The following is a 22921-nucleotide window of genomic DNA, read 5'->3' on the forward strand; positions in this document are numbered from 1 at the left end:
GTTGCCGCCTTAGCTCAGTCGGCTAGAGCGACGCACTCGTAATGCGTAGGTCGTCGGTTCGATTCCGACAGGCGGCTCCACGCGAAAGCCCAGGTCACCGGCCTGGGCCTTTCCGTTTCCAGAGGTCCGCGACCGTGGCGTTCTCCGTCCCGGTCCGCAAATGGTCCGCATCGCGCGCCGCGACCGCCTCGTCCAGCCGGATCGCCACCGCGTCCAGGTCGTCACCGAAAAGACCCGCGTACACGTCGAGCGTCATCGACGCCGACGCGTGCCCCAGCATCCGCTGCACCGCCTTGACGTTCGCCCCCGGCCGCCACGGTGCTCGATGATCGGTGGCTGGAACCGCTGCTGTTCCCCGCCCGGTTCACGTCGCATCGTATGCGGATCCTCGTCAACGGCCTTGACGTCGTTGCAGCGGCGTATCCGCCCGACGGCTTTTCCAGGCGGCCGGTTGCCGGATTCATGCCCTCGTGGTTGCTGGGACCGAAAGGGCTCGCTGCCTCGCCGGAAGCGCGAGAGGTCGCGGTAGGCGTATCCGATACGACCGAGGACCAGCTTACCGTCCGTGTTCATTAAGCCGGTTTCGAAGTGGTTTGGGACTGCTGGCGTCTGATCGACATGGGCATGGTGGTCAAGGAGGGACCGGAGCTCGGGCTGGGTACTTTCCGGTTCGACCCACAGGCCTACGCCCATGAGATAGCCCAAGCGATCGACCGGGTCAACCACATGTGGCCAGCACGGTCGGTTGCCGAGAAGCTCCAGGCCATAGTGCTCCCCGGGGCTTACCGGCAGGGCCAGGACTACGGATCCTGGATACGCGGTTACCCAGCGATCCGCGCGCCGGAGGAACGCCCCGACGTGGTCGAGATCAGCTACTACGCCCGCGACCAGACCGGGCAGCGGTACGCCATGCATGAAACCGCTATCCGTTCACCGACCCGGTCGACGACGCTGAACCCGACGGAGGACAAGTCCTGTCGCTCCTGTGATCCGACAACTGATGTGCGACAGTCGGCCGCCAGATGATGCGCAACAGGTCTAGAAGCCGGATGGTTATGCTGCCGCCCGTGGTACAGACCCATCATCTGAGCTTCCCCCGCTTTGATGGAGCGGTGGTTACCTGCCGCCGGCTGGGGCAGGGGTGATGATATCGGGCTCGCGGTGGTCGGCCTGCTGGGTGTGCCAGGTCGTCTCGTACTCGTCAGGGCTGAGGTAGCCGAGTTCTCGCTGGATGCGGCGGGTGTTGTACCAGGTATCGATGTAGGTGAACAGCGCGTTCTCGGCCTCGTCGCGGGTCCGCCAGCTCGTGCGGTAGACCAGTTCGACCTTCAGGGTGGACCAGAAGTTCTCCATCAGCGCGTTATCGAAGCTGTCACCGACCGAGCCCATCGAGGGCAGGATCCCGTTGTCTTGCAAGCGCTGCGCGAACCGGAACGACGTGTAGTTCGAACCCCTGTCGCTGTGGTGGATCAACTCACCATCGCGGACATCACGCGACCAGATCCCGTACTCCAGTGCGGCCAGGATCAGGTCGGTGTCGCAACGGTCGGAGGTCTTCCACCCCACGATCCGGCGGGAGAACACGTCCCGGACCGCGGCCAGCCAGAACACGCCCTCACCGCACGGGATCCGGGTCGCGTCGGCCACCCACAACCGGTTCGGGCCGGTCGCGGTGAAGTCCCGGTTCACCAAATCCGGCGCCGGCGTCGCCGCCGGGTCCTGCCGGGTCGAGCCGCCCCGCCAGCCGCGCCGCAGGAACGCACCCTGCCAGCCCTGGGCGGCCATCAACCGCTCGACACGTTTGCGGCCGACCCGGATCCCGTCGCGGCGTAGCTGCCGGTGCACTCGGTCCGCGCCGTAGGTGTGGCCGGACACTTCCCAGATCTCGTGGATGTTGCTGAGCAGGCCGAGGTCGACCAGGTCCCGGTCGCAGGGCCGTTCGGCCTGGCGGATCCACTGGTAGTAGGTCGACTCGCCGATGTTCAGGACCCGTAGCAGGAGCGCGACCGCGTACCGGTCACGGTGTTCGTCGATGAACCTCATGACCGTCGCCGGGTCGGGTCGAGCTCCGAGGCGAAATAGCTGCTGGCCGCGCGCAGGATCTCGTTGACCCGGCGCAGCTCGGCGACTTCCTGCCGCAGCCGCCGGTTCTCCTCGGCCATCTCCGTGCTCGGCCGGTCATGCCGTTCACCCGCGTCAGCCTCGGCCTGCCGGATCCAGTTCCGCAACGCTTCCGGATGCACACCGAGCTGCTCGGCCAGGCGCTTGATGACCGGTTTCGGGTCCGACTCGCGGTACAAGCGCACCGCACGCGCTCGCAGCTCGTCGGGATATTTCTTCGGTGCCGCCACAGATGCTTCCTCCCCATGGCCATCAGACCATGATCAAGAAGCTCCATGAAAGCGGGGGGAACTCAATCTGACCTTCCACGGGCCGCTTGTCACGAAGAGGTATACCTCGTGGGACCGTGGTGAGCATCAACGCGAGTGGGCGGTGTTGCAGGCCGTCCACGAGCATGTTGGCGACCTGGCGCCACGGCCGGTCGAAGCGAGGCTCGATGACCGTCCCCCAGCCATCACGATGTCGCGAGTACCTGGGGATCCGCTCGCTGGCAAGCTGTCTGAAACTCAGCTCGCGGCGGTCGTGGGAGCCGTGTGCCGGTTGTGGGCCGTGCCGCATCATGATCTGGCTGATCTGGGGCGATGGTCTGACGATCTCGACTTCGGCCGACGGCTCACCGCCGCCCCGCGGCCTGCCGGCGGGATCATTGCGCAGGCGTGCGACGCGGCATTATCGCCGAGTGCAGGCGACGAGGTGGCTACGGCTGGGCTTCTTCGCGGCCGCCGGGCTGCAGGTCACCGCCCTGTTCCTCGACTACCGGCTGGCCCCGTACTGTGGCAGCTTCGCCATGGCGGCCCTGCTTGCCATGGGCGTGGCTGACTTGGTCCAGCTGGGTCCGCTCGGCTTGGCCTCCCCCGGCCCCCGCCGGTGGACGCGCCATGCAGCCCTGGCAGGCCTGGCCCTGCTGACCCTGACCGCGTTCCTGGTGGACCGCCGGACAGGCGGCTACGGCTGGCCAGCCGAGTTCGCCACCGGACTCGGCTACGACTGGGCCGACATGACGGAACCGGCATTGCTCACGACCGGCGCCGCAGCGCTGGCCGCAGCGGTCCTCGGCCGCGCGGGAAGCCTGCTGCGCTGGCGGCATGTCCCCGCTGCCCTGCTGGCTGTCGTTTTCGTGCTCCTCATCGCCGCCCACGTCGCCGACCCCGCGGTGCACCCTGTGAAGTTGGACCCTTGGACCCGGCCGCCGGATCTAGCTCCCCGGCTCCTGACGCTCGTTCCCGCTGCCATCGTCGTCGCCGCGCTAGGACTGGCAGCCAACGCCGTGCTGCTGGCAGGCGGCGTGCGGCGGCAGGCCTGCGCGGGGATCTTCGCCATCATGACGTTGACGATGGCCGGGCTGAACTACATGGAGGACAACCATGTGATGGAGCCCGAGTTCGACTTTGCGGTCTGGCAGACGTACCACCCCGCGGAGGCGGCAGAGTTGCGGATGCCGATTCGGCTGTCTCCGGCGTTCCTTCCGCCGGGACCTACTCCGGAAGACGTCAAGGCGGTGCCCTCTCGCGGGTTCTTCGGCGTCGGCCCGGGGATTCTCGTCGCTCCAGCGCCAGAGGAGAAGTCCGACATCACGGCCGTCCCGGGCCCGCCGTCGTGGACACTCAATCCCTGGGAAGGCGACACCGACTGGGCCCGCGCCTTCCCCGCCCTGGGCGCCACCCTGCTTCTGGCCGGTTTGGTCGCGCTGGTCACGGCGCTCTTCCCGACCAGGCAACATCGCCTCGATTCGTGAGTTGCCGTGGCCGCCGTGCCATCCCCGTGCCGGTAGCCCGGCCCCTCAGGGGCCGCGGGCGGGCACGAATGGGCCGTTGCGCGCCAGTGCCGACCAGGCGTCACAGGCAATGCGGGGCGCCCGGGACGATCTTCCAAACTGAGGCTTCGGGAGTCGCTGCCCACACGTCTACGGTGTCGCCATGGATGATCACAACGTTGAGGACCAGGACGTCTCAGATCAGCATGAGGTGTTCGAATCTCTGCCCTTCCCGTTCAGCAACGGCCGGTTCCCCTACAACCTCGGTGCGGTCGTCCAGCGAACGGTGCTGGACGGGCTGGAGCCAGCGCGTGAGGTCATCCACACCGACGAAAACTCCTGGATCGTCGGGGACGGCGTGAACGATCCGAACCGACCCGGCGCCGTCGAGGTGGCATGCATCATGCACGTGGTCGAGCGCAACTCGTCCGTTGCGCAGCTGGCGAGCCTTCCGATCGGCCAACTCACATACCGCGAGAACCCGGGCCAGCCGTGGCGAGTCGAGCCACACGTTTGGCCTGAAGAGTAGCCGGGACGGCGCCACGAGCCACGGTGACGGAAACCCTGACTGGGCCTGCCCCGCTTTGACGGACATCACCAGGCCGGGGAAGGCAGCCGAGGCCACCCAAGGCCCCGTGATTAGGCCTCCCGGCTCCGTACCGCCCCATGATCGGCAATTCCCAAGCCGACAGTCTCGCTGGCGGCCCGGTCCGCGCATGGTCCGCAAGACGCCGACGAATGCCCCCGCAACGATGTCAGAGGCCGCGAGGCGTTCTCGCTGGTCAACCGCGGTTCGCCGAGGACAGTCGACCTTGGCAATTTGATCTCGTGTGCGTAGGTCGTCGGTTCGATTCCGACCGGCGGCTCAGCGTGAAACCCCAGGTCACCGACCTGGGGTTTCGTTGTTCCCGTGGCAGGCGGGCGTCCACGTGGAGCCGACCTCGCTATGGTGCCGCTGCCAAGTCGTTGCCTGGCGTGCCTCGTCGGCCCATCGGAACCGTTCCCGTCGATGGCCCACCTCAACTGGTATCGCAGGGTTTCGAGTTCGACGCACGCGTTCCCACATCGGACGACGTGTCGCGTCGATGTTTGGCACCTGCTAAGGTTTCTTTGCATGAGCAAGGGAACGTTGCAGTGACCGAGCTAGCCGGAGATGATCTGGTGCAGGTCATGGCGGCCCTGTCGAATCCGCACCGTCTGCGGGTTATCGCCGCCGTCGCCCGGCAGCGGAACTATGTAAGCAATCTTGCGAGGGAGCTCGGCATCAGTAGGCCGCTGCTGCAGGTCCATCTTCGCAAGCTGGAGACGGCCGGGCTGGTCTCCGCCACGCTCCGGGTCTCCGACGACGGCAAGGCGATGAAGTTCTACGAGACCACGCTTTTCGACTTCCATCTCACGCCGCAGAGCATCGCGACCGCTGTCGAAACGCTGTCCAATGACAGCGGGCCAGAGCGCGAAGGTAATCAGAAGGAGCAGCTTTGACTATTTGGGACACGGACGCCACCGTCTGGACTCTCGGGCTGATGGTCCTGCTCGTGCCGGTCCTGATCGTGGCTATACGAACCTCCGGTGCCACGGCCCAGGCTAAAGCCAAGTCGGGGCGGGAGCAGGAGTACCAACGGCTGACCGAGCAGGCTGTGTACTCGCATGAACTTACGCGGCAGAAGCTCGAGGAAGTCGCTCGGCAACTCGCCGACATCTCGGTCCGCGTGACCTCAGTGGAGCGGTTGCTCAAAGAGGTTGAGTAGGGCGTTCGCTCGAGGTTGAGCGGTCCATGGACCGGTTTGCGAGCTAGTCGACCGTCCAAAAAAGACGCGGCTCATCATTCGGGACGCAATTCGATGGGCGCATTCTCGCGCCCAGGCTTCTGTGTGACGTCTGGAGTGGCGGCCACGTCGGTAGTCGGTGGACGTTCGCCTGGGGAAAGTCCCATGATCGCGCCGAGGACGTGCGCTTGGCCTTTCGCCAACCACGGCGAGTGCTTCCGATCCCGCCCATTATCGTCGCCAACCGCTTCTTGGTCGCCGAGGCGGCCGGATGCTTCAGTCACGTCGCGGCGTTCGGCGACGGCTCGGAGCGGCGTCTGCAGGCGTCCGTGAGCTGGCCGACACTTCAAGACGATTCGACCCAGTGCTCCGAAGATGCATTCAGGACAGTAGAGGAACTTCATCAGCCATGGCGACCAAACTGCAATCCACCCAGATCTCCAGTGCAGTGAAGGCGAGCGTGCTGTGCGCGGCCGTTGCCTCCGCCATGTTGACGGGCGGCTGCACGGTGCAGCACAAGACGGCCACCGATTCGTACGCGATCACCGAGAAGATTGCATCGCTGCGCGTCGAGGACTACGGCGGGGCCATCGATGTCGTCGGCGGAACCGCGGACGAAATCAAAGTCACCGAAAATTTTGAGTACAGTGACGACAAACCGCACACCGAACACTCGGTCAAGGGTAGCGAATTGCTACTCAAGAACGCCGGGTGTGGTTCTGGCGCCAAGAAGTGCGGCGTTCAATACAAGGTTCAGGTACCTGCGGCGACCGCCCTCGCCCTCGAGCTCGGTGGTGGCGCAATAACCGTCCGAGGGATGTCTGGCGCCACCTATGCGAAGTCCGAGGGCGGGTCCGTGGAGGTCTCGAATTCCACGGCGAAGTCTGTGACCGCCATCGTGGATGGCGGCGACGCTACAGCGTCGTTCTCGGCCGTGCCCGACAAGGTGGACGTGCAGTCGGGCGGGGGCGACGCCTCCGTCACCCTGCCGCCGGGCACGTACGCCGTGGATGCCACGACTGACGGAGGCGGGCGCCAGGTGTCCGTGAAGAACGACCCCACCTCGCCGCACAAGATCAAAGCACATACCGATGGCGGACGGGTCAGCGTACTGTCCGCCGGGTGATGTCGACCCGAGCCGGGATGCGTCGCGCCTCCGGGTGCCGCTCGAGCAACTGTGCTCGAGCGGCACCCGTGCGGCCGGAACGCCCGCGCCGGTCGACCAGTACGGTTGCGCGGTGACTGGTGCCTTCGGTGCGGCGATGCTCTCTGCGATCTGTTATGGGGTGGGCACCGCCCTTCAAGCGCGGGGTGCCCGCCGCGCTCCCGACGCCGAGCATGCCGGCGTCCGATCGCTGGCCGGGGTGGTGCGCCAATGGCCGTTCGTCGCCGGGACGCTGCTCGACCTCTGCGGGTTCGCCGCGCAGCTCGTCGCACTGCGCTACCTGCCGCTGTTTGTGGTGCAGGCGGCCCAGGCGGGCAGCCTCGCGGTCACGGCGCTCGCCTGCGTACCGATCCTCGGCATCCGCCTCGGTGCCCGGCACTGGGCGGCGGTGCTCGCGGTGACGGCTGGCCTCGCCCTGCTCGGCGCGTCCAGCGGGGGAGAGGGCGTCGACGGTGCGGGTATCACCATCCGGATCGTCCTGCTCGCGGCCGCCTTCGCGCTCGGTGCCGGCGCGTTCGTCGCGGCCCGTCTCCGACCGCCGGGCGGTCCGATCATCCAAGGCGTGGTGGCCGGCCTGGGCTTTGGTCTCACGGCCCTGTGCGTTCGCGCAATCCCCGATGTCGCCCCGGCCGCGATGGTGCGGGACCCGGCGGCGTACGCGGCCGCGGTGGCCGGGGCCTGCGCATTCCTGTCGTTCGCCGCGGCGCTGCAGCGGGGCGCTGTGACGACCGTGTCCGCGCTGGTCATCGTCGGCGAGACAGCACTCCCGGCCGTCGCAGGGATCACGCTCTGGCACGACCACACCCGCCCGGGTTGGACCATGGCGGCTCTTCTCGGTTTTGCACTCGCCGTGACCGGCTCACTGATCCTGGCCCGATTCGCCGAGCCGGACCCGGCCCCGGATCGGGCGGCACCAGGCTCCACCGAGACGGGTCGTTCGCATGCTGGGTCGGAGGCCCAGTCGTCACGTCGGGGTTAGGCACGCTCCCGGAGTTCTGATCCGACCGCGCCGGCCGCGACCTTCTGGCCGCGAAGCGAGGAGCGTCACGCCGGGTACACACTCGATGTCGGCGCACTCTCGAGGGCGTGCTCGCGTACTGGCACCGCATTGCTGAGCGTGGCGCTGGTCGGTGCCGTTCCACCACTGGTGGAATCCCGGTTGGCAGCGGCTTGTGGCGATCGGGCTGGCGGCGTCCGCCGTCCCCGGCAGACGCCGCCTGGCCGGTCGCGAGCCTCGACAGCGAGGAGGAGAGGAGCAGAGCCTCTCGCTGACGGTTGACGATCCCTAAACGAGGATGATGTCGTCGATGTTGCTTCGGATGCCAATCCGGATGTCACCGGACGCACAGTAGGCGTAGCTGCGCTGCTTGTTCTTGACGTACTTGCCGGTCACCCCGTACGTCCTGCCATTGGCTGCCCGCCGGCACGTGACCTGCACCGCCTGGGACGAACCCGCCGTCATCCTGGTGCAGTACGCGCTGCCGCCGTTCGATGACTCAGCCCGGGTCTTGCAGCCGGACGAGTAGGCGAACGACGGAGCGGCGAACGCAGTCGCTCCGATCGCCGAGCCCAGGACAGCCGCGGTGGCGAGCGCTACAGAGATGCGCTTACGCAATGTGATTTTCCCCTAACCGGAAACTCGCTCTTCGGAGTTGATGAGCGTCACGAAGTGTAGCCACAGTTGATCAACGCCGCTGACCCGATCGCGATGTACCGACCAGCTCAGGTCGCGCTGGACCGTCCTTGAGGGACGCGCGACGGAGAGTGTCGTTGCTGACCGCGGGATGCTGATCAGCTATTCGGTACGCGAATTCTCGCTCCAGCCACCTGGTCGGCGGCCAATCGAGCAAGCGACGGCGCCTCCTCGTTGCCCAGATCCATCGCCCCGATCCGATTCTTCCGGGTCGCCGACGAGCACAGGATGATGCTGGTGATCGCACAGGCCGGGCACAGGGTCCGTCCCTAGCGTCCCGTCCCATGAGAACACCGAAGTCCCGTATCGTCCTCGTCATGGGGTCGGCCGCCCTTCTCCTGATCGGTGCTGTCGGCTGGAATCTGCGAGCGCCGCACAACGATTCCTCCTCCGGTGCATTGGTTACCTTGTCCGGCGGTTTCGAACTGCGTTCCCATGACTACGGTCGGCCGGTCCCGTTGTATGCCTCCATGCTCGGCGTCGAGCCGGACACGTTCCGGCAAGCGTTCAGCGGTGTTCATCCCGATCCCTCTCACGATCCGTCCGGCGCCGAGCAGGAAACGAACAAGGCGGCCTTGCTCGAGGTCCTCGCGCAACATGACGTGACGAACGAGAGGCTTGACGAAGTGGCGAACTACTATCGGTTCAACGATTCCAAGAATGAAACCTGGCCGCGCCGGACAGCCAAGGTTTACGCCATCGTCAAGGACGGAAAGGTGACCGGGTTCCGTCTGGATGACGTCGGCGTCGGCTACACCTACCCGCCGACCGTGTCGGTGAGCGGGCACCCGGAAGTGCGGGCCACGGTGCGGTTGGCTTTCACCAAGGACTTCGCCACCAACGGACATGTCGAGTCCGTTGACCTGGTTTCGTGAGAAGCCTGCCGACTATCCGAGGCGGAGATCTGCTGATTCTCAGTCCGCACCCGGGCGACGGTCTGGAATGCTTCGTCCATGCCTTCCTTCCCGCCCACGTTCGACGACCAGGTCGTCGCACTGCCGGCGCATGCCCAGTTCGAGGCGTTCCTCGACGAGCACCGTGCCGCGCTCAACGGCTGCCTGGACGGGTTGACCGAGGAACAGGTACGCCGAGAATTGGTGGCCTCCCGGACTACGCTGCTGGGCCTCGTGAAGCACGCGACGTTCGTCGAGAAGATCTGGTTCGACGAAGCCGTCACGGGCCGGTCGCGCGCTGAGATCGGCATCCCCGCAACATCGGACGAGTCGTTCGTCCTCGATGACGACGACACGATCGCCACCGTCCAGCGTGCACACCGCGAAGCATGCGACGCGTCACGGCGCGCGACATCATCCCTGGGCCTCGACGACATCCTGCACGGGCACCGGCGGGGCCCGTGCCCCCTGCGCTGGGTGTATCTCCACATGCTGCGCGAACTCGCCCAGCACTGTGGGCACGCGGACATCCTGCGAGAGCAGCTCGTCAACGACTAGCGCACGCGCGTCCGGACGGCGAATGGCCGGCGCCGGGGCGAGCCGATGACGCTCAGGCCAATCCAGCACCGCGTCGTGCGCTCGTTGGCGTCGAGCGGCGCACGCGCGATCAGCCTGGTGCGGAACGAGGCCCCCGGCCGGGGCCATGTGCCAGCCCCGCCCACGCCTCGGCAAGGTGGGTCTGCCATCGACGCTGACGCCGTTGTTCACCGGCGACAATCCGCCAGGTCCGCACCGGCACCCAGGTCGCCCGACTTCGGTGCCGGCACGCGGGCCGGGATGCGCTGCGTGATGCGGTCGAAGTGCTGATGTCCGGTTCGGGACGTTGGCCCTGTGATTGGACCGCTGGGGTAACGATGCTCACCACCGGGCCGCGCCCGACGATGGGTACGGCGAGCAACGGCTGGAGGTGCACAGATGCAAATCTTGGTGGTTGACGACGACCTCGACACCTGTGACCTGATCGCTGCGTGTCTGCGTACCCATGGACATGCCGTGCTCGTCGCCGACGGCGCCGCCGCGGCGCTCGCCGCGGTGGACCGGCACGGGATGCCCGAAGCTGCGGTGCTGCGCGTCACCCTGCCCGGCACCGACGGAATCACCCTGCTGCACCGGCTGCGTCAGCGCGTTCCGGCCCTGCCTGCACTGTTCCTGACCGCGTTCTGGGACTCGGTGAACCTGGCCCGCATCCCCGACGGAGGCGTGGGCTGTCTGCCCAAGCCGTTCACCGGTGCCGATCTGTTCCGGGCCGTGGGGCAGCTGTCCGCCGCTGCGGCGTAATCCTCGCGAACACACCAGGTCACCGACCTGGGCGTTGCAGGCCCCTGCCTCTGGTTTGAACGACATCGGCGGGGCATCACGCCGCGGTCCTGCATGCGGCTCGGCTCTGCGGGCTGCGACACGCTGATCGAACTGCTGCGGGCATGCCTGTGCGAGGCGTGGGGCTGATGATGTGATCTTGGTTGCGTGAATCGGTCGATTTGCGGGCGCTACGGACGATGCGGTCCGGGCGACGGTCGATCGAGCGTACGGATCGAGCCAGTTCCTGCTATGAATATGTCCCTCGATCCCCGCGGCGGGGTCGGGACGCTCGGCGGTGTTCTGGTTACGGGGGTTCGTGATGGGTTCTGCGTACGGTGATGGCCGGGTCGTTGGTGGTCCCCGGCTTGGTTGGCGCGGCCCCGCGGTGCCCGTCTGCTGATTGCCGTTCCGTCGTGAGCCGGGTCGTCCGTCGGCGCCTGTGCTCTGCGGTTCGTGGACGAGCGGTGTCGGTGCCTGCCGCTCCGTGATGTCGTCTGTCTGCTCTGCGCGGTCCTCACCTGAGGGTGAGGCTCCCGGCGTGCGTGTTCCTGCCCGTTTGTGCCTGGCCGTGATGGTCGGGCTTCCTTCTTCGGGGATGTGTTTCGTGGGTTTGTCTCGGGTGCAACGGTGGCGTTCGCGGTTGGTCGCGAGCGTCGCTGCGGGTCTCGTCGTGGCGGTGTCGGTGCCGCAGAGCGCGGTGGCCGCGCCGCGGGTGACGCCGGTCGCGGCGGTGGCTCAGGGTCCGTTGACCGTGGAGCAGGCGTTGCAGCGTCTGCTCGCGGGGGCTCCGGAGGAGAAGAACCCGGCGGACAATCCGGTCGACGACGCCGGCCTTGATCGGATGTTGGCGCAGGACCTCGCCGACTACGACGAGGACCCGGCTGTCCGGGAGGCCGCGAAGGCCGCTCTCGCGACGAACGATCCGGTGCAGATCAAGGACTTCCTCGACAACGGGGTGCCGGCGTACCGCAAGGCGGCCGAGAACCGGAAGAAGCTGGACGCGGAGTCGAACCGGGCGACGGTCCAGGAGTGGGCCGAGACGGGTGGCCCGCGGGTTCGCCAGGGCGCCAAGGCCGCGTTGGACAGCAAGGACGACGCGAAGCTGGCGCAGTTCGTGGCGACCGGTCACGACGCCGCGGAGCTCGCGGACAAGCAGGACACCCTGAGCGCGGCCGAGAAGGCCAAGACGATCCAGGCCCGCGTGGAGCAGCTCGTCGCGCACGGTGGCTACGAGGTGCAGGAGCTCGGCCAGGACGCCCTCGACAGCGAAGACCCGGCCGTCATCGCCGACTTCTACGACAACGGGTACAAGGTTGCGAGCGCGCACGACGCGGATACGCAGCAGCAGATCAACGACGCGCTCGCCTCGCGGACGAAGGCGGTCGACGACCTGACCGACCTGGCCCAGCGGGCGACCCAGGCCGCCCAGGCGCGGAAGAAGATCATCGAGAACAGTGTCGCGGCAACGAAGGAGTTGACCGCGACCGCGAACTCGATGGCGCTGGCGAACAAGCAGGCCAAGCAGGCCGACGCGATCTACGCGGCGGACGTGCCGGTGCGCAAGCAGGGCGGCAAGACCCACACCGCCGACCTGACGAACCTGCGTACGACGACGTGTCAGGACGCGGGGCGGGCCGGCGAGCACGCCGGTCAGGTCGCCGGGTACGCCGGTGCCGCGTCGGTCAGCGCGAAGACGTTGCTGGACACCGGACTGACGCACGGCCTGGACTGGGCCGACGTGATGCAGGCGCAGGCCGACGCGGGTGCGGCGGCGAAGCAGGCGGCCGAGACGGCGTGCCACGCTGCGGAGGCGACCGAGGCCGCGGGCAAGGCGCTGGACGCCGACCGCAACGCGACCGTGGACGCGAACAACGCGGTCAAGTACCGGCAGGCCGCCGAGCGGGAGCAGGCGGCAGCGGAGAAGCTGGCCGATCGGGCGGAGAAGCTCGCGGCGGCGGCGCAGGCGGCGGCGAAGGACGCTCACACCCAGCGGCTGCGGGCGGAGGCGGACGCCGACAGCGCGCAGGACCACGCGGACAAGGCGGCCGGGTACTACGCGGACGCCAAACGGCAGCGCGGCATCGCCCGGGACGCGGCCGGCGCCGCGATCGTCCATATGACAAGGGCGTACAAGGCCGACGCTCGGGCGAACGAGCAGCAGGGCATCGTGGCCGAGAAGGCCCAGAAGGTGAAGGAGGCGCAGGAGCGGGTTCTCGCTCTCGGCCCGAAGTTCACCAAGACGACGGACCGTGCGCGGATCCTGTTCGGCAAGGCCCAGAAGGACAACGAGAACACGAAGGCGAAGGAGTTCCAGGCGCAGGCTGCCGAGTCGCGTCACCTCGCGGCGCAGATGCGGTGCAGCAACCCGCAGACGAGCAGCGGCTGCCCGGGTACCGCCGAGATGCAGCAGCTCGCGGCGGAGGCGAAGCAGACGAGGTCCGACGCGAACGCGGCGAAGACCGCGTCCGACCAGTCGCAGAAGGAAGCGTCGGCGGCGTCGGACGAAGCCAACGCCACCGGTGCCGAAGCCCGTCGGGCTGCAGCGGCTGCGGCCGCGGCGAAGGCCGATGCGCAGGCGGCGGCGAATCAGGCGGGCCTTGCGCGGCAGGACGCGGCGGACGCGAACGCGGCCGCGACAAAGGCGATCAAGGACGCGAACAAGGCCACCGCCGACGCCCGCGCGGCGGCGCAGGCGGCCCGCACCGCGATCAGCCGGGCGTCCGCGGCGCAGTCCGATGCCGATCTGACGGCGAAGTCGGCCGACGATGCGGTGCGGCAGTCGGCGATCGCCGCGTTCCAGTCCCGCGTGTCGGGCCGGGCCGCGCTGGATGCCCGGGCGTCCGCTGACGGAATCGCGGATCCCGCCGCGGCGGCGATCGACGTCGCCAACGCATACGCCGACACGGACAGTGATGCCGCAATGGCGATCGACATCGCGAACGATGCTCTGTCGATCGGTGACGCGCAAGCGGCCTCGGCGCAAAAGCACGCCGACGACGCGGCCGCCGCGGCGGTGCATGCGGCGGAGATGGCGGACAAGGCGCAGGCGCAGGTGAAGCCGGCGTACCAGGCGGCGCAGAAGGCTGCGGAGGCCGCCGCTCGCGCGGTGAAGGCCAGCAAGGTCGCCGTCGAAGCGGCGCGGGATGCGGCCGGAGATGCCAAGGGGGCCGTCTATGCGGCCAACACGGCGCAGGGGGCCGCGCACGAGGCCGGTGCCTGGGCCAATGGCGCTGCCAACTTCGCGGCACAAGCGGGTAGCGATGCCATGTCGGCTCAGCAGGCGGCGGTCAAGGCGTCAGGTTTTGCGTCGCAGGCGCAGAAGTTCGCCGACAATGCCAAGCTGCTGTCCGACAAGGTGACGAAGATCAGCAGTGCGATCAACGAGTTCTCCGACGGTATCTGGGCCATTGCCAAGGGTCTGGGCAGGGCGGCCCACGATCTGCAGGACATCGCGTGGAAGGCCTACAACGCCGAGCAGCAGGCGGCCGAGGTCGGCTTCATCAAGTGGTTCGACGACAAGGGTAAGTGGATCAACGACCACATCGGTGGCTCCGACGTCACGAAGGGCATCATCGACAGCGCCACCGGCACCATCACCGGCCTGATCTACACCGGGCACTGCACGATCGGCAGCTTCATCGGCGCCGACGCCGCGACCGACGAGTACTCGATTCCCGAGGTCAGCCCGCTGCCCAAGACGGGTGATGCTTGCAACCTGCTCATCGACGGTGCGAAGAAGCTGGTTACCCACCCGTGGGAGCTCGTCCACTGGAGCGACTGGAAGGAGAACTGGAAGCACGCTCTGGGCGAGACCATCTTCGACATCGGGGCTTTCGTCCTGACCGATGGCACCAGTCTCTACGGCAAGATCGTCAAGGACGGCATCCGTCAGGGCATGAAGGAGCTCCTGAAGGACGCCGCAAAGATGTCCATCAAGGATCTCGCCTCCGTTCTCTTCAAGAACGGCGCCGAGAAGATGGTCAACGCCATCAAGGAACTCGGCGCCGTGAACGCCGCCCGGATCGCCAACCTGGCGGAAACGATCGGCACCAAACTGAAGGTCACCTTCAGCCCCGACGAAGTCGCCGCGATGTCGCGGGCCATCAAACTCAAGGGCATCGGCGCGGTGGAGGACACTCTTCGCAACCTCAAGGATTCGCCCCTCGTCAAGGGTCTCGAGGACCTGCTCAAGGACTGTGCCAGTCGGAACAGCTTCGCGCCGCAAACGCGGGTATTGATGGCCGACGGCTCCAGGAAGCCGATCGTCGACGTTCGCGTCGGAGACCGGGTGCTGGCCACTGACCCCACCACCGGATTCACCAAGGGCGAGCGCGTCACGGTGCTGCACCGGAACCGCGACACGGCGATGGCCGATGTGACCGTCCAAACCCGGGCCGGCCAGCGAAAGACGATCCACACCACCCAGGAGCACCCTTTCTGGAACGCCACGGACCGTGTGTGGACCGACGCGGGCAAACTTCGACCGCGAACGGCACTGAGTACGACGTGGGGCAGCGGGCCCCGCGTCACCAAGGTGCGTTTGTTCGATGGCAAGCGGACGATGTTCAACCTCACGGTTGCCAAGCTCCACACGTACTACGTCTTCGCAGGCGGCACGCCAGTGCTCGTGCACAACTGCAACGAGCTGGGCGATGACGGCCTGCTGAACCTGGACACCTACGAGGCCATCGAGAAGGCGTACGGATCCAACGGAACGAAGATCGCGGAAGGCGTCGACCACATGGTGGAGCGGATGCACGATGGCACCCACAACGCCGCCGACCACGAGATCCCGGGTATCGGCCACGATCCGATGGCGTTGGCCAAGTATTTGTCCGGCTGGGTCGGCAAGGGCACGCACAAGGATGTCATCACGGGCTCCACTGTCGTCCTCGACGAGAAAAGAGGGGTGCTGATCGTGGAGCGCGTGGACCGGATCCATGGGTACAAGTACACTAAAAAACAGTTCGACGAAGCCAAGACCAAGAACGGAAACCCGAGGTACGTGCCAATTGTTCCGTAGAGTGCGTCTCGCGGTGAAAGGCGGCGCCTATGTCGTCGGCCTCACCGTTGCGCAGACAAATCTAATCCGCGGATCTCTCCTGGTTCTCACCGAGTTGGAGATATCTCCGGAGCGGATGATCGTCCAGTTCGGATGTCAGAAGTCCGACCTCGATGCGATGGTCGAACGACTGAATCCGATCACGCGCACCGGTGCCGAACTTGACCTCACTCCGGGAGAGCTGCGGATGATCTATCTCGCGCTCTGGCAGGTGCCGGAGATGTTCGGTTCCGAGGAGGCGTTCCACACCCGGCTCGGCTTCTTCACCGAAGAGACTCGCGGGCTGGCCCGCGAGTTGCTCGCCGCGGTGGACCGAGCGGCGTAGCGATACGCTCTCCGCCCTTATCGGGCGGAGAGCGTATCCCTCAACCTCGGGTGGAGAGATGTATATATCGGACCGGGGCGCTGATGGACCGGGGTGACGAATTCGTGGAGGGATTCGTCTCGGCCCTGCCGGGATTCGAGGATGTGCTCGAAGATTCCGGGCTGCCCGACTGGCGTGCTGCCCTGCAGTTCCTGGAACAGGAGTTCGCGTCCGCGGAACCTGAGGTCAGGACCCTGCTGGTGTCGGCGTTCCTCTACTACCTGCCTTTCCCCGACCAGCCCGGTCACGAGATCGTGGAACACTTGGGTCCAACCTTGAAAGCGCAGTTCAGTGTGACGCGCCCGAGTGGCTGACGAAGGCGAAGCTGCGCGACGGGAGCAGCGCGATCTCGTCCGTCAGTGCCGACGCGATAGGTTGAGATGCAGGTCGGGGCAAGACGGCTTCACACGGAGCGGTGCCGCCGGACCGGGGGCGTTCGACAGCAACGACCGTCCGCCCGTGGACCCGCAGGTCGCAGGCCCGTCCGCGACTCCGGCGGCCGTCCACGGCCGAACCCGGACGGCGCCGCGAAAGCGGCTCGTGCCGTTTGTTCGCCGGAGAACCGGGTAGATCTGGAGCAAGGACAAATGCCCGAGGGAGTCTGAGGGGACGATCGGGAAACGGCGCGATTCGCACTGACTCGCACCATTGCCACGAACATGCACGGCGACAGGTTGCGACGTTACGGGCGCCAGCAGCGCGTCATTGGTCGGTCGGTGCAGCTCTGTTCGCCCATCACCCGACGGTTCTCGCCGTTCGGGCGCAGTGGACTCGTTGAGTGACGTGGCCGATCCGGGGGAGGCGGAGATGATCAGATTCTGCGTGGATCAGACGGCGGAGGGGTGGAGTTGGCGAATGGTCAACCGGACCGAATGCGCCGCCGATCTCATCGCCCGCAGCGGGGAACCCCGAACCGAACACACCATGGTCATGGACGAGTTGGCTTTGCTCGGTGAGGGTCCGTCCCCCCGTATCGTCGGCAGCGACGACGGCCACTGGCGGTGGCTGCTGTCGGCACCGGACGGTACGGTCGCCGCGCAATGCCCGGCGGTCCACCGGGATCCGGTCGCCTGCCAGGAGGCGTTCGCCGACGCGCGCCGCGCCGCGGTCACCGTGTTACGCAGGGACCGCTGCGGATCGGCGGCCCGCCGTGGCAACCAGGCATCGCAGTCCGGCGACCTGCGCGGACTCCGATGACCACTGGGCGGCCGGTACGCGCGTACGTCCTGGTTAAATGTGGCCGGTGAGCAATCCGTGGGATGAGGAGTTCTCCCCGTCGGCCGGCGCCCGGAACACTCTGCGCTGGGCGCACGCGATGGGTGCGTCGACGCTGAGTGAGGCGTACGACATGCTGGAGCAGTTGGAGCTCAGCAACGATGTCCCTGAGGTGCTCGGCCACGACGAGACGGTCGAGGGCGTACGGGAGGAAATCGAATTCGGTCTGGAGACCGTCGGGCCGGATGCCTTGCTGACGACGTTGATGTAGCCACGGCGGGAAAGATCATCCGTTCGAGTGATGTTCCTCGCTGCGTCCGATACCGCAGGGGCCCGACCTGCGGCGCCCCGGGGCCGCCACGGCCGCGCATGGTCCTGCCGGGTTCCAAGCTCGATAATCGACGGATGCATTCAGCATCAACGGCGGCCTTTGCCTCATTCGAGGCGCGGGACATAGACCAGGCCCGGGAGATGCTGGCACAGGCCGTGTTTCCGTTGTCGATGTCCGTGCTGAGCAACGACCAGCCGTACTGGTGCCGGTATGAGCAGGTCGAGTGTGGTCCCCTGGTGGTGTCCCGGGCCTTTCACAGCGCCGCCCTCCGGGTCGCGGTCCCGGAGGTGTCCACGGTCTACACCGTGGGCTTCGCGCACGGCGGGCGGCTGCGGTCGCGGCATCGGGGCGCCGAGGTCGAGGTCAGCGACGTGACCGCGGCGATCTTCCAGCCGCTCGGGGACATCGTCGTCGATTCGGAGTCCGCCAGCACGAACTTCACGGTGACGATCGGGCGCCCGGAGTTGGAGTCCACGTTGAGTGCGCTGCTGGGCCGTGAGGTGGCCGGGCCGATCCGGTTCGCTCCGGCGATGGATCTCGCCGCCGGGCCGGGCGCGAGCTGGTCGCGGCTGGTGCGGATGCTGGTGGCCGAGCCCGGTGACGGGCACGGCTCGGCCGCACATCCGGTGGTGATGCAGCCGCTGGTCGACGCGGTTCTGCGGGGCCTGCTGCTGGTCGCGGAGCATCCCGACCGCGACGCGCTGCACGAGCCGGCCGAGCAGTGCCGGCCGGGGCCGGTGCGCCGGGCCGTGGAGGTCATCCACGCCGACCCGGCGCGGCCGTTCACGCTCACCACCCTGGCCCGGGTCGCGCGGGTCAGCGCGCGGGCCCTGCAGCACGGCTTCCACGAGCAGATCGGTACGTCACCCATGAGCTATCTGCGCAGCGTCCGCCTCGCGCACGCCCACGACGAGCTCCGTGCGGCCGACCCCACCCGTACGGGGGTCAGGTCGGTGGCGCACCGCTGGGGCTTTGCCCATCTGGGCCGGTTCGCGGCGTACTACCGGGAGGTGTACGGGTGCGCGCCGTCGGAAACACTCCACCGCTGAGTGACCGGCCTGGCCGTCACCGTGGCAGCGCGGCACAGTGTCGGACATGCGGTTTCGCTGCGCACCGTATCGGGGCAGACTCAAAGGGACACGAGGTTGCACGGTCGTCGAGAGGGAAGGGGTGCGCCATGGGGCCGATGCCCGGGCGCAGGCCCGTCGAGTGCGCTGTGCATGACTGAGCGGGTGCGTGTGAACCTGGACACGCCGCGCGCTGCGCCGGTCGAGCTGACCGATGCCGACGCCATCGAGCAACTGCTCAGTGACTCGTACAGCAGCATGCGGGTACGCAGCCGGCACCCTGCCCGGCTGCGTTATCAACGCGTGAACGGCGGATCGTTCGCGCTCGACACGTTCGAACAGTCCGCGGTCCTGGACGTCCGGGTCGAGCCACTGCAGACGATCGTGGTCGACCGGTCGACGACCGCCGGGGTGCACGCCCGCCGTGGCGCGGACATCTCCCGCTACGACAGCGGCGACCTCTTCCTCGCCGCGCTGCCCGACCAGCCGTACACGGCCCGGGTCATGCCGGGCCGCATCGACGCCTGCGTCATCGATCTCGCCCTGATCGCCCGGGTGGCGGCGACCGCGCCCGGGCGCCGGCCCGAACCGGTCCGGTTCGTCGGCCTGGACCCGCTGTCCGCGGAGCTCGCCGCGCATTGGTGGTCCACCCGCTGCTACGTCGCCGAGCTGCTGAACAACTCCGAGGCGGCCGCTTCCCCGCTCATCGTCGGCAGCGCGGCCCGGCAACTGGCCGCCGCGACACTCACGGCCTTCCCCAACACGGCGTTGACCGAGCCCACGGTCGCGGACCGGTGCGACGCCTCCACCGCCACGGTGCGCCGGGCCGTTGCGTACATCGAAGGGCACGCCACCGACGACATCAGCATCGCCGACATCGCCGCCGCCGCGCACGTCAGCATCCGCGCCGTGCAGCTGGCGTTCCGCCGCCACCTCGGCATGCCCCCGATGGCGTATGTGCGTCGCGCCCGCATCGACCATGCGCACCGGGACCTGGTCGCCGCGGACCCTGCGGCGACCACGGTGGGCGCGATCGCGACCCGATGGGGGTTTGCCAACCACAGCCGGTTCACCGCCGTCTACCGCAAGACGTACGGCGTCACCCCGCAGACGACGCTGCGCAACGACTGACGCGTTCGCTGGGGAGACAACACGCCCGGCCTCGTACGTTCGGTGTACTACCACGGCCTGCCACTCTGGGTGACCGTGGACGCATATGGCCGCCACCAACGACGAACCCACCTGCCGATGGGTGGACTCCTCCGACGGCGTACGGCGCTGTGTCGTCGCCGGGGAGCTCGACCGCAACGTCCGTGACCGGGTCGCCGCAGCGTTGCACGCGGTCCCGCCGGGCACGGCGCCGCATGTGGACATCGACCTCGGTGAGGTCACGTTCCTCGACGCCGCGATCGCCGGTGTCATCATCCGCTACCACGCGGCCGTCGCCCGGTACGGCGGACGTGTCCGGGTCGTCAACGCTTCCGGCGTACCGCGACGCGTCCTCGCGATCACGGGGCCGCAACTGCTCGACGCCGTACCGAAATCGTCGCCGCGTCCGGCGGGCCCGGCCGGTGCCGGTGGCGGCTTGATCGCGACGGTCCACGACATCGTGGCCCGATCCCGAGAGATCGTCGAGAGCGCGACCGCGCCGGACGAGCCGCCGCACGACGACGGCGAGCCGGCGTAGTCGCACGGGTTGCGGCCGATCTCCGACGGGAGGCCAGGTCGGCCTGATCAACGCCGCCCGCCACAGGTGGTCGGCGGCGAACTCGCCCATGACGGCTTCGGCGCGGGGAAGTGCGGTCCGACCCGCTCGGACGGCGCGGCGGCGGCGCGCGGGACGGGACCGGTGGCAGCCTGGAATCGGCCTCGGACCGGTGCCGGGGGCTGGATCGGAGGGTGCGGTGGCGGGTGCGGACACAGCCGCGGGTGTGATCACTGTCGTCCCGGCGAACGAGGCGAGCCACGACGATCTGGCGGTGATCTTCGGCGAGCGTGGAGAGCCGTCGCGCTGTCAGTGCCAGTGGTTCAAGATCCGGGACGCGCAATGGCGCTCGGTACCGGTCGAGGAGCGCACCCGCCGCCTGCGGGAGCAGACGCACTGCGACGACGCCGCGGCGGGTACGACGAGTGGGCTGGTGGCGTTTCTCGACGGCGAGCCGGCCGGGTGGTGCGCGGTCGAACCCCGCACCGAGTACGTCCGCCTGCTTCGCAGCCGGGTGCCGTGGAGCGGGCGCGCCGACGACCGCGCCGATCCGGGCGTCTGGGCCGTCACCTGCTTCGTCACCCGTACGGGATTCCGCCGTCGCGGGGTCAGCCGGGCGCTGGCGGCCGCCGCGGTGGATCATGCGCGGGAGCGTGGCGCCCGCGCACTGGAGGGATATCCGATCATCACCCGCCCCGGCCGGACGTACGCCTGGGGCGAGCTGTACGTGGGCAGCCGCAGCATCTTCGCGGCCGCGGGTTTCACCGAGGTGGCCACGCCGACGCCGCGCCGCGCGGTGATGCGCGTCGATTTCGCGCCGGACGCCGGGCCCGCGCCACCGCGGCCGAACACGCCGCGGTGACATTCGGCGGCGCGGCCCGAATCCGATGGTGGTGAGCTGCGGCAATTCCGCACCGGGCGCGGGTGGTTGGCGTAGTGTCGGCACAATTGAAGAGGAAACGCGTCGGGAGTGTTCCGATGACCGTATTGCTGCTCGCCGAGGACGACCCGGACCTTCGCGACGGGCTGCAGCGGCTCTTTCAGCGGGCCGACTTCACGGTCTACGCCGCCGACAACGGCGACGCCGCGTTCCGTCTCGCGGTGAGTGTGTCGCCGGATGTGGTGCTCACCGATCTCGACATGCCCGGGCTCGACGGCGCGCAACTGTGCGCCGCGATCCGCGCCCGGCCTGAGATCGGGGACGTGCCGGTCGCGATTCTCAGTGGCCGCTTGCGTGCCGAGGACTCCGTCCTGCGCAGCGCCGGTGTCTGCGCCGTCCTGCTCAAGCCGGTGCCGAACGCGGAGCTGACCGCCGCGGTGCGCGATCTTGTCGCGTACGGGCCACACTCCCACGCCACGACCCCGTGTCACCCGGAACCGGCCGGCCCTGAGGCGGCCACCGCGCCACGCGGCGCTGCCGCCGGCGGGCCGTGGCCGCAGCGCGCCGCGCGGTTGGCGTCCGACGGTCCCGGCGAGGCTGACGGCCGGACCGGGGACGTGGCAGCGGATCCGCTGGCAGACTCGCGGAATGAGCTCTGACAAGCCGGAGGTGCTCGCGCGTACGGGCAATCATGCGGTCGTGCATCTGCCCGGCCGCGCGTTTCCCGGCATCCATCTGCCGGGGGACAGCTTCGCTGCGCTGCATCTGCAGTTGGCCGCGGCGGCGCGGGCGCTGCGTGCCGAACCGGGCGACGAGGACGCCCTGGGCGAGCTCGATCATGTGGTCGAGGAGGTCGGCGCGGTGCTGGAGACGTACGAGCGGACGCTGGCCGAGCGCGGGATTCGGCGGCCGTACTGAATTCGTCGTACCGGCGGCCTAGCGTGACCCCATGATGGAGACCGCCGACGAGCTGACCGAGTTGCAGCGGCTGCTCGACGCTTCACATGCCACATCCACCGCGCATCTGCGGGGCATCATCGACGCCGACCGCACGCTGTCGGCCCGTGATCTGGCCGCGCTGCTCAGCGGGATGAAAGTGCTCAGCGTGGCCACGGTGACCGCCGGGGGTGAGCCGCGCATCAGCGCGCTGGACGGCCACTTCCTGCACGCGACCTGGACGTTCAGTACGAGCGGGACGGCGGCCAAGGCGCGTCACGTGTCGGCGCGGCCCGCGGTCAGCGTGGCGCACATCGACGGGGAGCAGATGGCCGTGTTCAGCCATGGCCGGGCCGAGACCATGACTCCGGAGGACCCGCTCTGGGGCGAGACGATCGATCATTGGACGGCGCATTACGGCAGCTCGCCACTCTCGTGGGGCGACGACATCCGGATGTATCGGCTGCGCCCACACTGGATGGTCGGGTATGCCTGGAAGCGTGCGGAGCTGCTCGCCGCGCGCGGCGTCCCGGGTTGATCGGAGGAAGCGACGGTCGTTCAAATTATGGACGTATTTCACTGCAAAGATCAGTGTCGCCCAGGGTGAGCGC

General features: G+C 68.1%; 26 protein-coding genes and 1 tRNA gene. 23 read left to right on the forward strand and 4 right to left on the reverse strand.

The features are described from left to right. The first annotated feature begins 3 nt into the window (after window positions 1-3). Window positions 4-80 (forward strand) — tRNA-Thr (locus ACMCNK_RS25335). Between the two features lie 14 nt (window positions 81-94). On the opposite strand, the gene ACMCNK_RS25340 is transcribed toward ACMCNK_RS25335, so the two are convergent. Then, window positions 95-289, reverse strand: a complete 195-nt coding sequence (locus tag ACMCNK_RS25340) for a hypothetical protein (protein WP_412738862.1) — start codon at window positions 287-289, stop codon at window positions 95-97. Window positions 290-624: 335 nt separating this feature from the next. On the opposite strand from ACMCNK_RS25340, the gene ACMCNK_RS25345 reads away from it, so the two are divergent. Further along, complete coding sequence (locus tag ACMCNK_RS25345) at window positions 625-1026, forward strand: hypothetical protein (protein ID WP_412738863.1); 402 nt, start codon at window positions 625-627, stop codon at window positions 1024-1026. 90 nt (window positions 1027-1116) lie between these two features. Here ACMCNK_RS25345 and ACMCNK_RS25350 read toward each other — a convergent pair whose 3' ends face one another. Next, a complete protein-coding gene (locus ACMCNK_RS25350; RefSeq protein WP_412737892.1) occupies window positions 1117-2043 on the reverse strand; it encodes an IS3 family transposase in 927 nt (308 codons plus the stop codon). Beyond that, on the reverse strand, window positions 2040-2351 hold the full coding sequence (locus tag ACMCNK_RS25355) for a transposase (protein WP_412737891.1): 312 nt from the start codon (window positions 2349-2351) through the stop codon (window positions 2040-2042). Before ACMCNK_RS25355 ends, ACMCNK_RS25350 begins: the two co-directional genes overlap by 4 nt. Before the next feature lie 329 nt (window positions 2352-2680). Here ACMCNK_RS25355 and ACMCNK_RS25360 point away from each other — a divergent pair, with 329 nt between their 5' ends. From ACMCNK_RS25360 to ACMCNK_RS25385, 6 genes are all read left to right on the forward strand, one after another. Continuing rightward, window positions 2681-3856, forward strand: coding sequence for a hypothetical protein (locus tag ACMCNK_RS25360; protein WP_412738864.1), 1176 nt, complete (start codon window positions 2681-2683; stop codon window positions 3854-3856). 181 nt (window positions 3857-4037) lie between these two features. Further along, a complete protein-coding gene (locus tag ACMCNK_RS25365; RefSeq protein WP_412738865.1) occupies window positions 4038-4403 on the forward strand; it encodes a hypothetical protein in 366 nt (121 codons plus the stop codon). Between the two features lie 641 nt (window positions 4404-5044). Beyond that, a complete protein-coding gene (locus ACMCNK_RS25370) occupies window positions 5045-5356 on the forward strand; it encodes an ArsR/SmtB family transcription factor (protein WP_412740987.1) in 312 nt (103 codons plus the stop codon). Then, window positions 5353-5622, forward strand: coding sequence for a hypothetical protein (locus tag ACMCNK_RS25375; RefSeq protein ID WP_412738866.1), 270 nt, complete (start codon window positions 5353-5355; stop codon window positions 5620-5622). Before ACMCNK_RS25370 ends, ACMCNK_RS25375 begins: the two co-directional genes overlap by 4 nt. Before the next feature lie 427 nt (window positions 5623-6049). Continuing rightward, window positions 6050-6766, forward strand: a complete 717-nt coding sequence (locus ACMCNK_RS25380; RefSeq protein ID WP_412738867.1) for a hypothetical protein — start codon at window positions 6050-6052, stop codon at window positions 6764-6766. A gap of 112 nt (window positions 6767-6878) precedes the next feature. After that, entirely contained in the window at window positions 6879-7784 is a 906-nt protein-coding gene (locus ACMCNK_RS25385; RefSeq protein ID WP_412738868.1) for a hypothetical protein, read from the forward strand. A gap of 306 nt (window positions 7785-8090) precedes the next feature. On the opposite strand, the gene ACMCNK_RS25390 is transcribed toward ACMCNK_RS25385, so the two are convergent. Next, window positions 8091-8420 carry a hypothetical protein gene (locus tag ACMCNK_RS25390; RefSeq protein ID WP_412738869.1) on the reverse strand — a complete coding sequence of 110 codons (330 nt, stop codon included), beginning with the start codon at window positions 8418-8420 and terminating at the stop codon, window positions 8091-8093. 362 nt (window positions 8421-8782) lie between these two features. Here ACMCNK_RS25390 and ACMCNK_RS25395 point away from each other — a divergent pair, with 362 nt between their 5' ends. The 15 genes from ACMCNK_RS25395 (at window position 8783) to ACMCNK_RS25465 (ending at window position 22848) form a co-directional block, all read left to right on the forward strand. Next, entirely contained in the window at window positions 8783-9373 is a 591-nt protein-coding gene (locus tag ACMCNK_RS25395; RefSeq protein ID WP_412738870.1) for a hypothetical protein, read from the forward strand. 78 nt (window positions 9374-9451) lie between these two features. Continuing rightward, entirely contained in the window at window positions 9452-9949 is a 498-nt protein-coding gene (locus tag ACMCNK_RS25400) for a DinB family protein (RefSeq protein WP_412738871.1), read from the forward strand. 417 nt (window positions 9950-10366) lie between these two features. Next, a complete protein-coding gene (locus ACMCNK_RS25405) occupies window positions 10367-10729 on the forward strand; it encodes a response regulator (protein ID WP_412738872.1) in 363 nt (120 codons plus the stop codon). Window positions 10730-11345: 616 nt separating this feature from the next. Beyond that, on the forward strand, window positions 11346-15773 hold the full coding sequence (locus ACMCNK_RS25410; RefSeq protein ID WP_412740988.1) for a polymorphic toxin-type HINT domain-containing protein: 4428 nt from the start codon (window positions 11346-11348) through the stop codon (window positions 15771-15773). A gap of 1 nt (window position 15774) precedes the next feature. Continuing rightward, window positions 15775-16137 carry a hypothetical protein gene (locus ACMCNK_RS25415; protein ID WP_412738873.1) on the forward strand — a complete coding sequence of 121 codons (363 nt, stop codon included), beginning with the start codon at window positions 15775-15777 and terminating at the stop codon, window positions 16135-16137. A gap of 104 nt (window positions 16138-16241) precedes the next feature. Further along, complete coding sequence (locus ACMCNK_RS25420; protein WP_412738874.1) at window positions 16242-16490, forward strand: hypothetical protein; 249 nt, start codon at window positions 16242-16244, stop codon at window positions 16488-16490. A gap of 541 nt (window positions 16491-17031) precedes the next feature. Then, window positions 17032-17373 (forward strand): hypothetical protein, encoded by a 342-nt coding sequence (locus ACMCNK_RS25425; protein ID WP_412738875.1) that lies wholly within the window; start codon window positions 17032-17034, stop codon window positions 17371-17373. Window positions 17374-17410: 37 nt separating this feature from the next. Further along, complete coding sequence (locus ACMCNK_RS25430) at window positions 17411-17662, forward strand: hypothetical protein (RefSeq protein WP_412738876.1); 252 nt, start codon at window positions 17411-17413, stop codon at window positions 17660-17662. A 134-nt stretch (window positions 17663-17796) separates the two neighbouring features. Beyond that, complete coding sequence (locus tag ACMCNK_RS25435; RefSeq protein WP_412738877.1) at window positions 17797-18771, forward strand: AraC family transcriptional regulator; 975 nt, start codon at window positions 17797-17799, stop codon at window positions 18769-18771. 171 nt (window positions 18772-18942) lie between these two features. Continuing rightward, entirely contained in the window at window positions 18943-19920 is a 978-nt protein-coding gene (locus tag ACMCNK_RS25440) for a helix-turn-helix transcriptional regulator (protein WP_412738878.1), read from the forward strand. 85 nt (window positions 19921-20005) lie between these two features. Further along, window positions 20006-20476 (forward strand): STAS domain-containing protein, encoded by a 471-nt coding sequence (locus ACMCNK_RS25445; RefSeq protein ID WP_412738879.1) that lies wholly within the window; start codon window positions 20006-20008, stop codon window positions 20474-20476. A gap of 217 nt (window positions 20477-20693) precedes the next feature. Continuing rightward, on the forward strand, window positions 20694-21356 hold the full coding sequence (locus ACMCNK_RS25450) for a GNAT family N-acetyltransferase (RefSeq protein WP_412738880.1): 663 nt from the start codon (window positions 20694-20696) through the stop codon (window positions 21354-21356). A gap of 116 nt (window positions 21357-21472) precedes the next feature. Beyond that, on the forward strand, window positions 21473-22033 hold the full coding sequence (locus ACMCNK_RS25455; RefSeq protein WP_412738881.1) for a response regulator: 561 nt from the start codon (window positions 21473-21475) through the stop codon (window positions 22031-22033). Further along, window positions 22023-22292: a DUF6959 family protein gene (locus ACMCNK_RS25460; protein ID WP_412738882.1), complete on the forward strand. Its 270-nt coding sequence runs from the start codon at window positions 22023-22025 to the stop codon at window positions 22290-22292. Before ACMCNK_RS25455 ends, ACMCNK_RS25460 begins: the two co-directional genes overlap by 11 nt. 31 nt (window positions 22293-22323) lie before the next feature. Further along, window positions 22324-22848 (forward strand): pyridoxamine 5'-phosphate oxidase family protein, encoded by a 525-nt coding sequence (locus ACMCNK_RS25465; protein ID WP_412738883.1) that lies wholly within the window; start codon window positions 22324-22326, stop codon window positions 22846-22848. Window positions 22849-22921: the final 73 nt, after the last annotated feature.

Origin of the sequence: Krasilnikovia sp. MM14-A1259 (genome assembly GCF_047159535.1) — a bacterium.
In the GTDB taxonomy this organism is placed as follows: Bacteria; Actinomycetota; Actinomycetes; order Mycobacteriales; family Micromonosporaceae; genus Actinoplanes.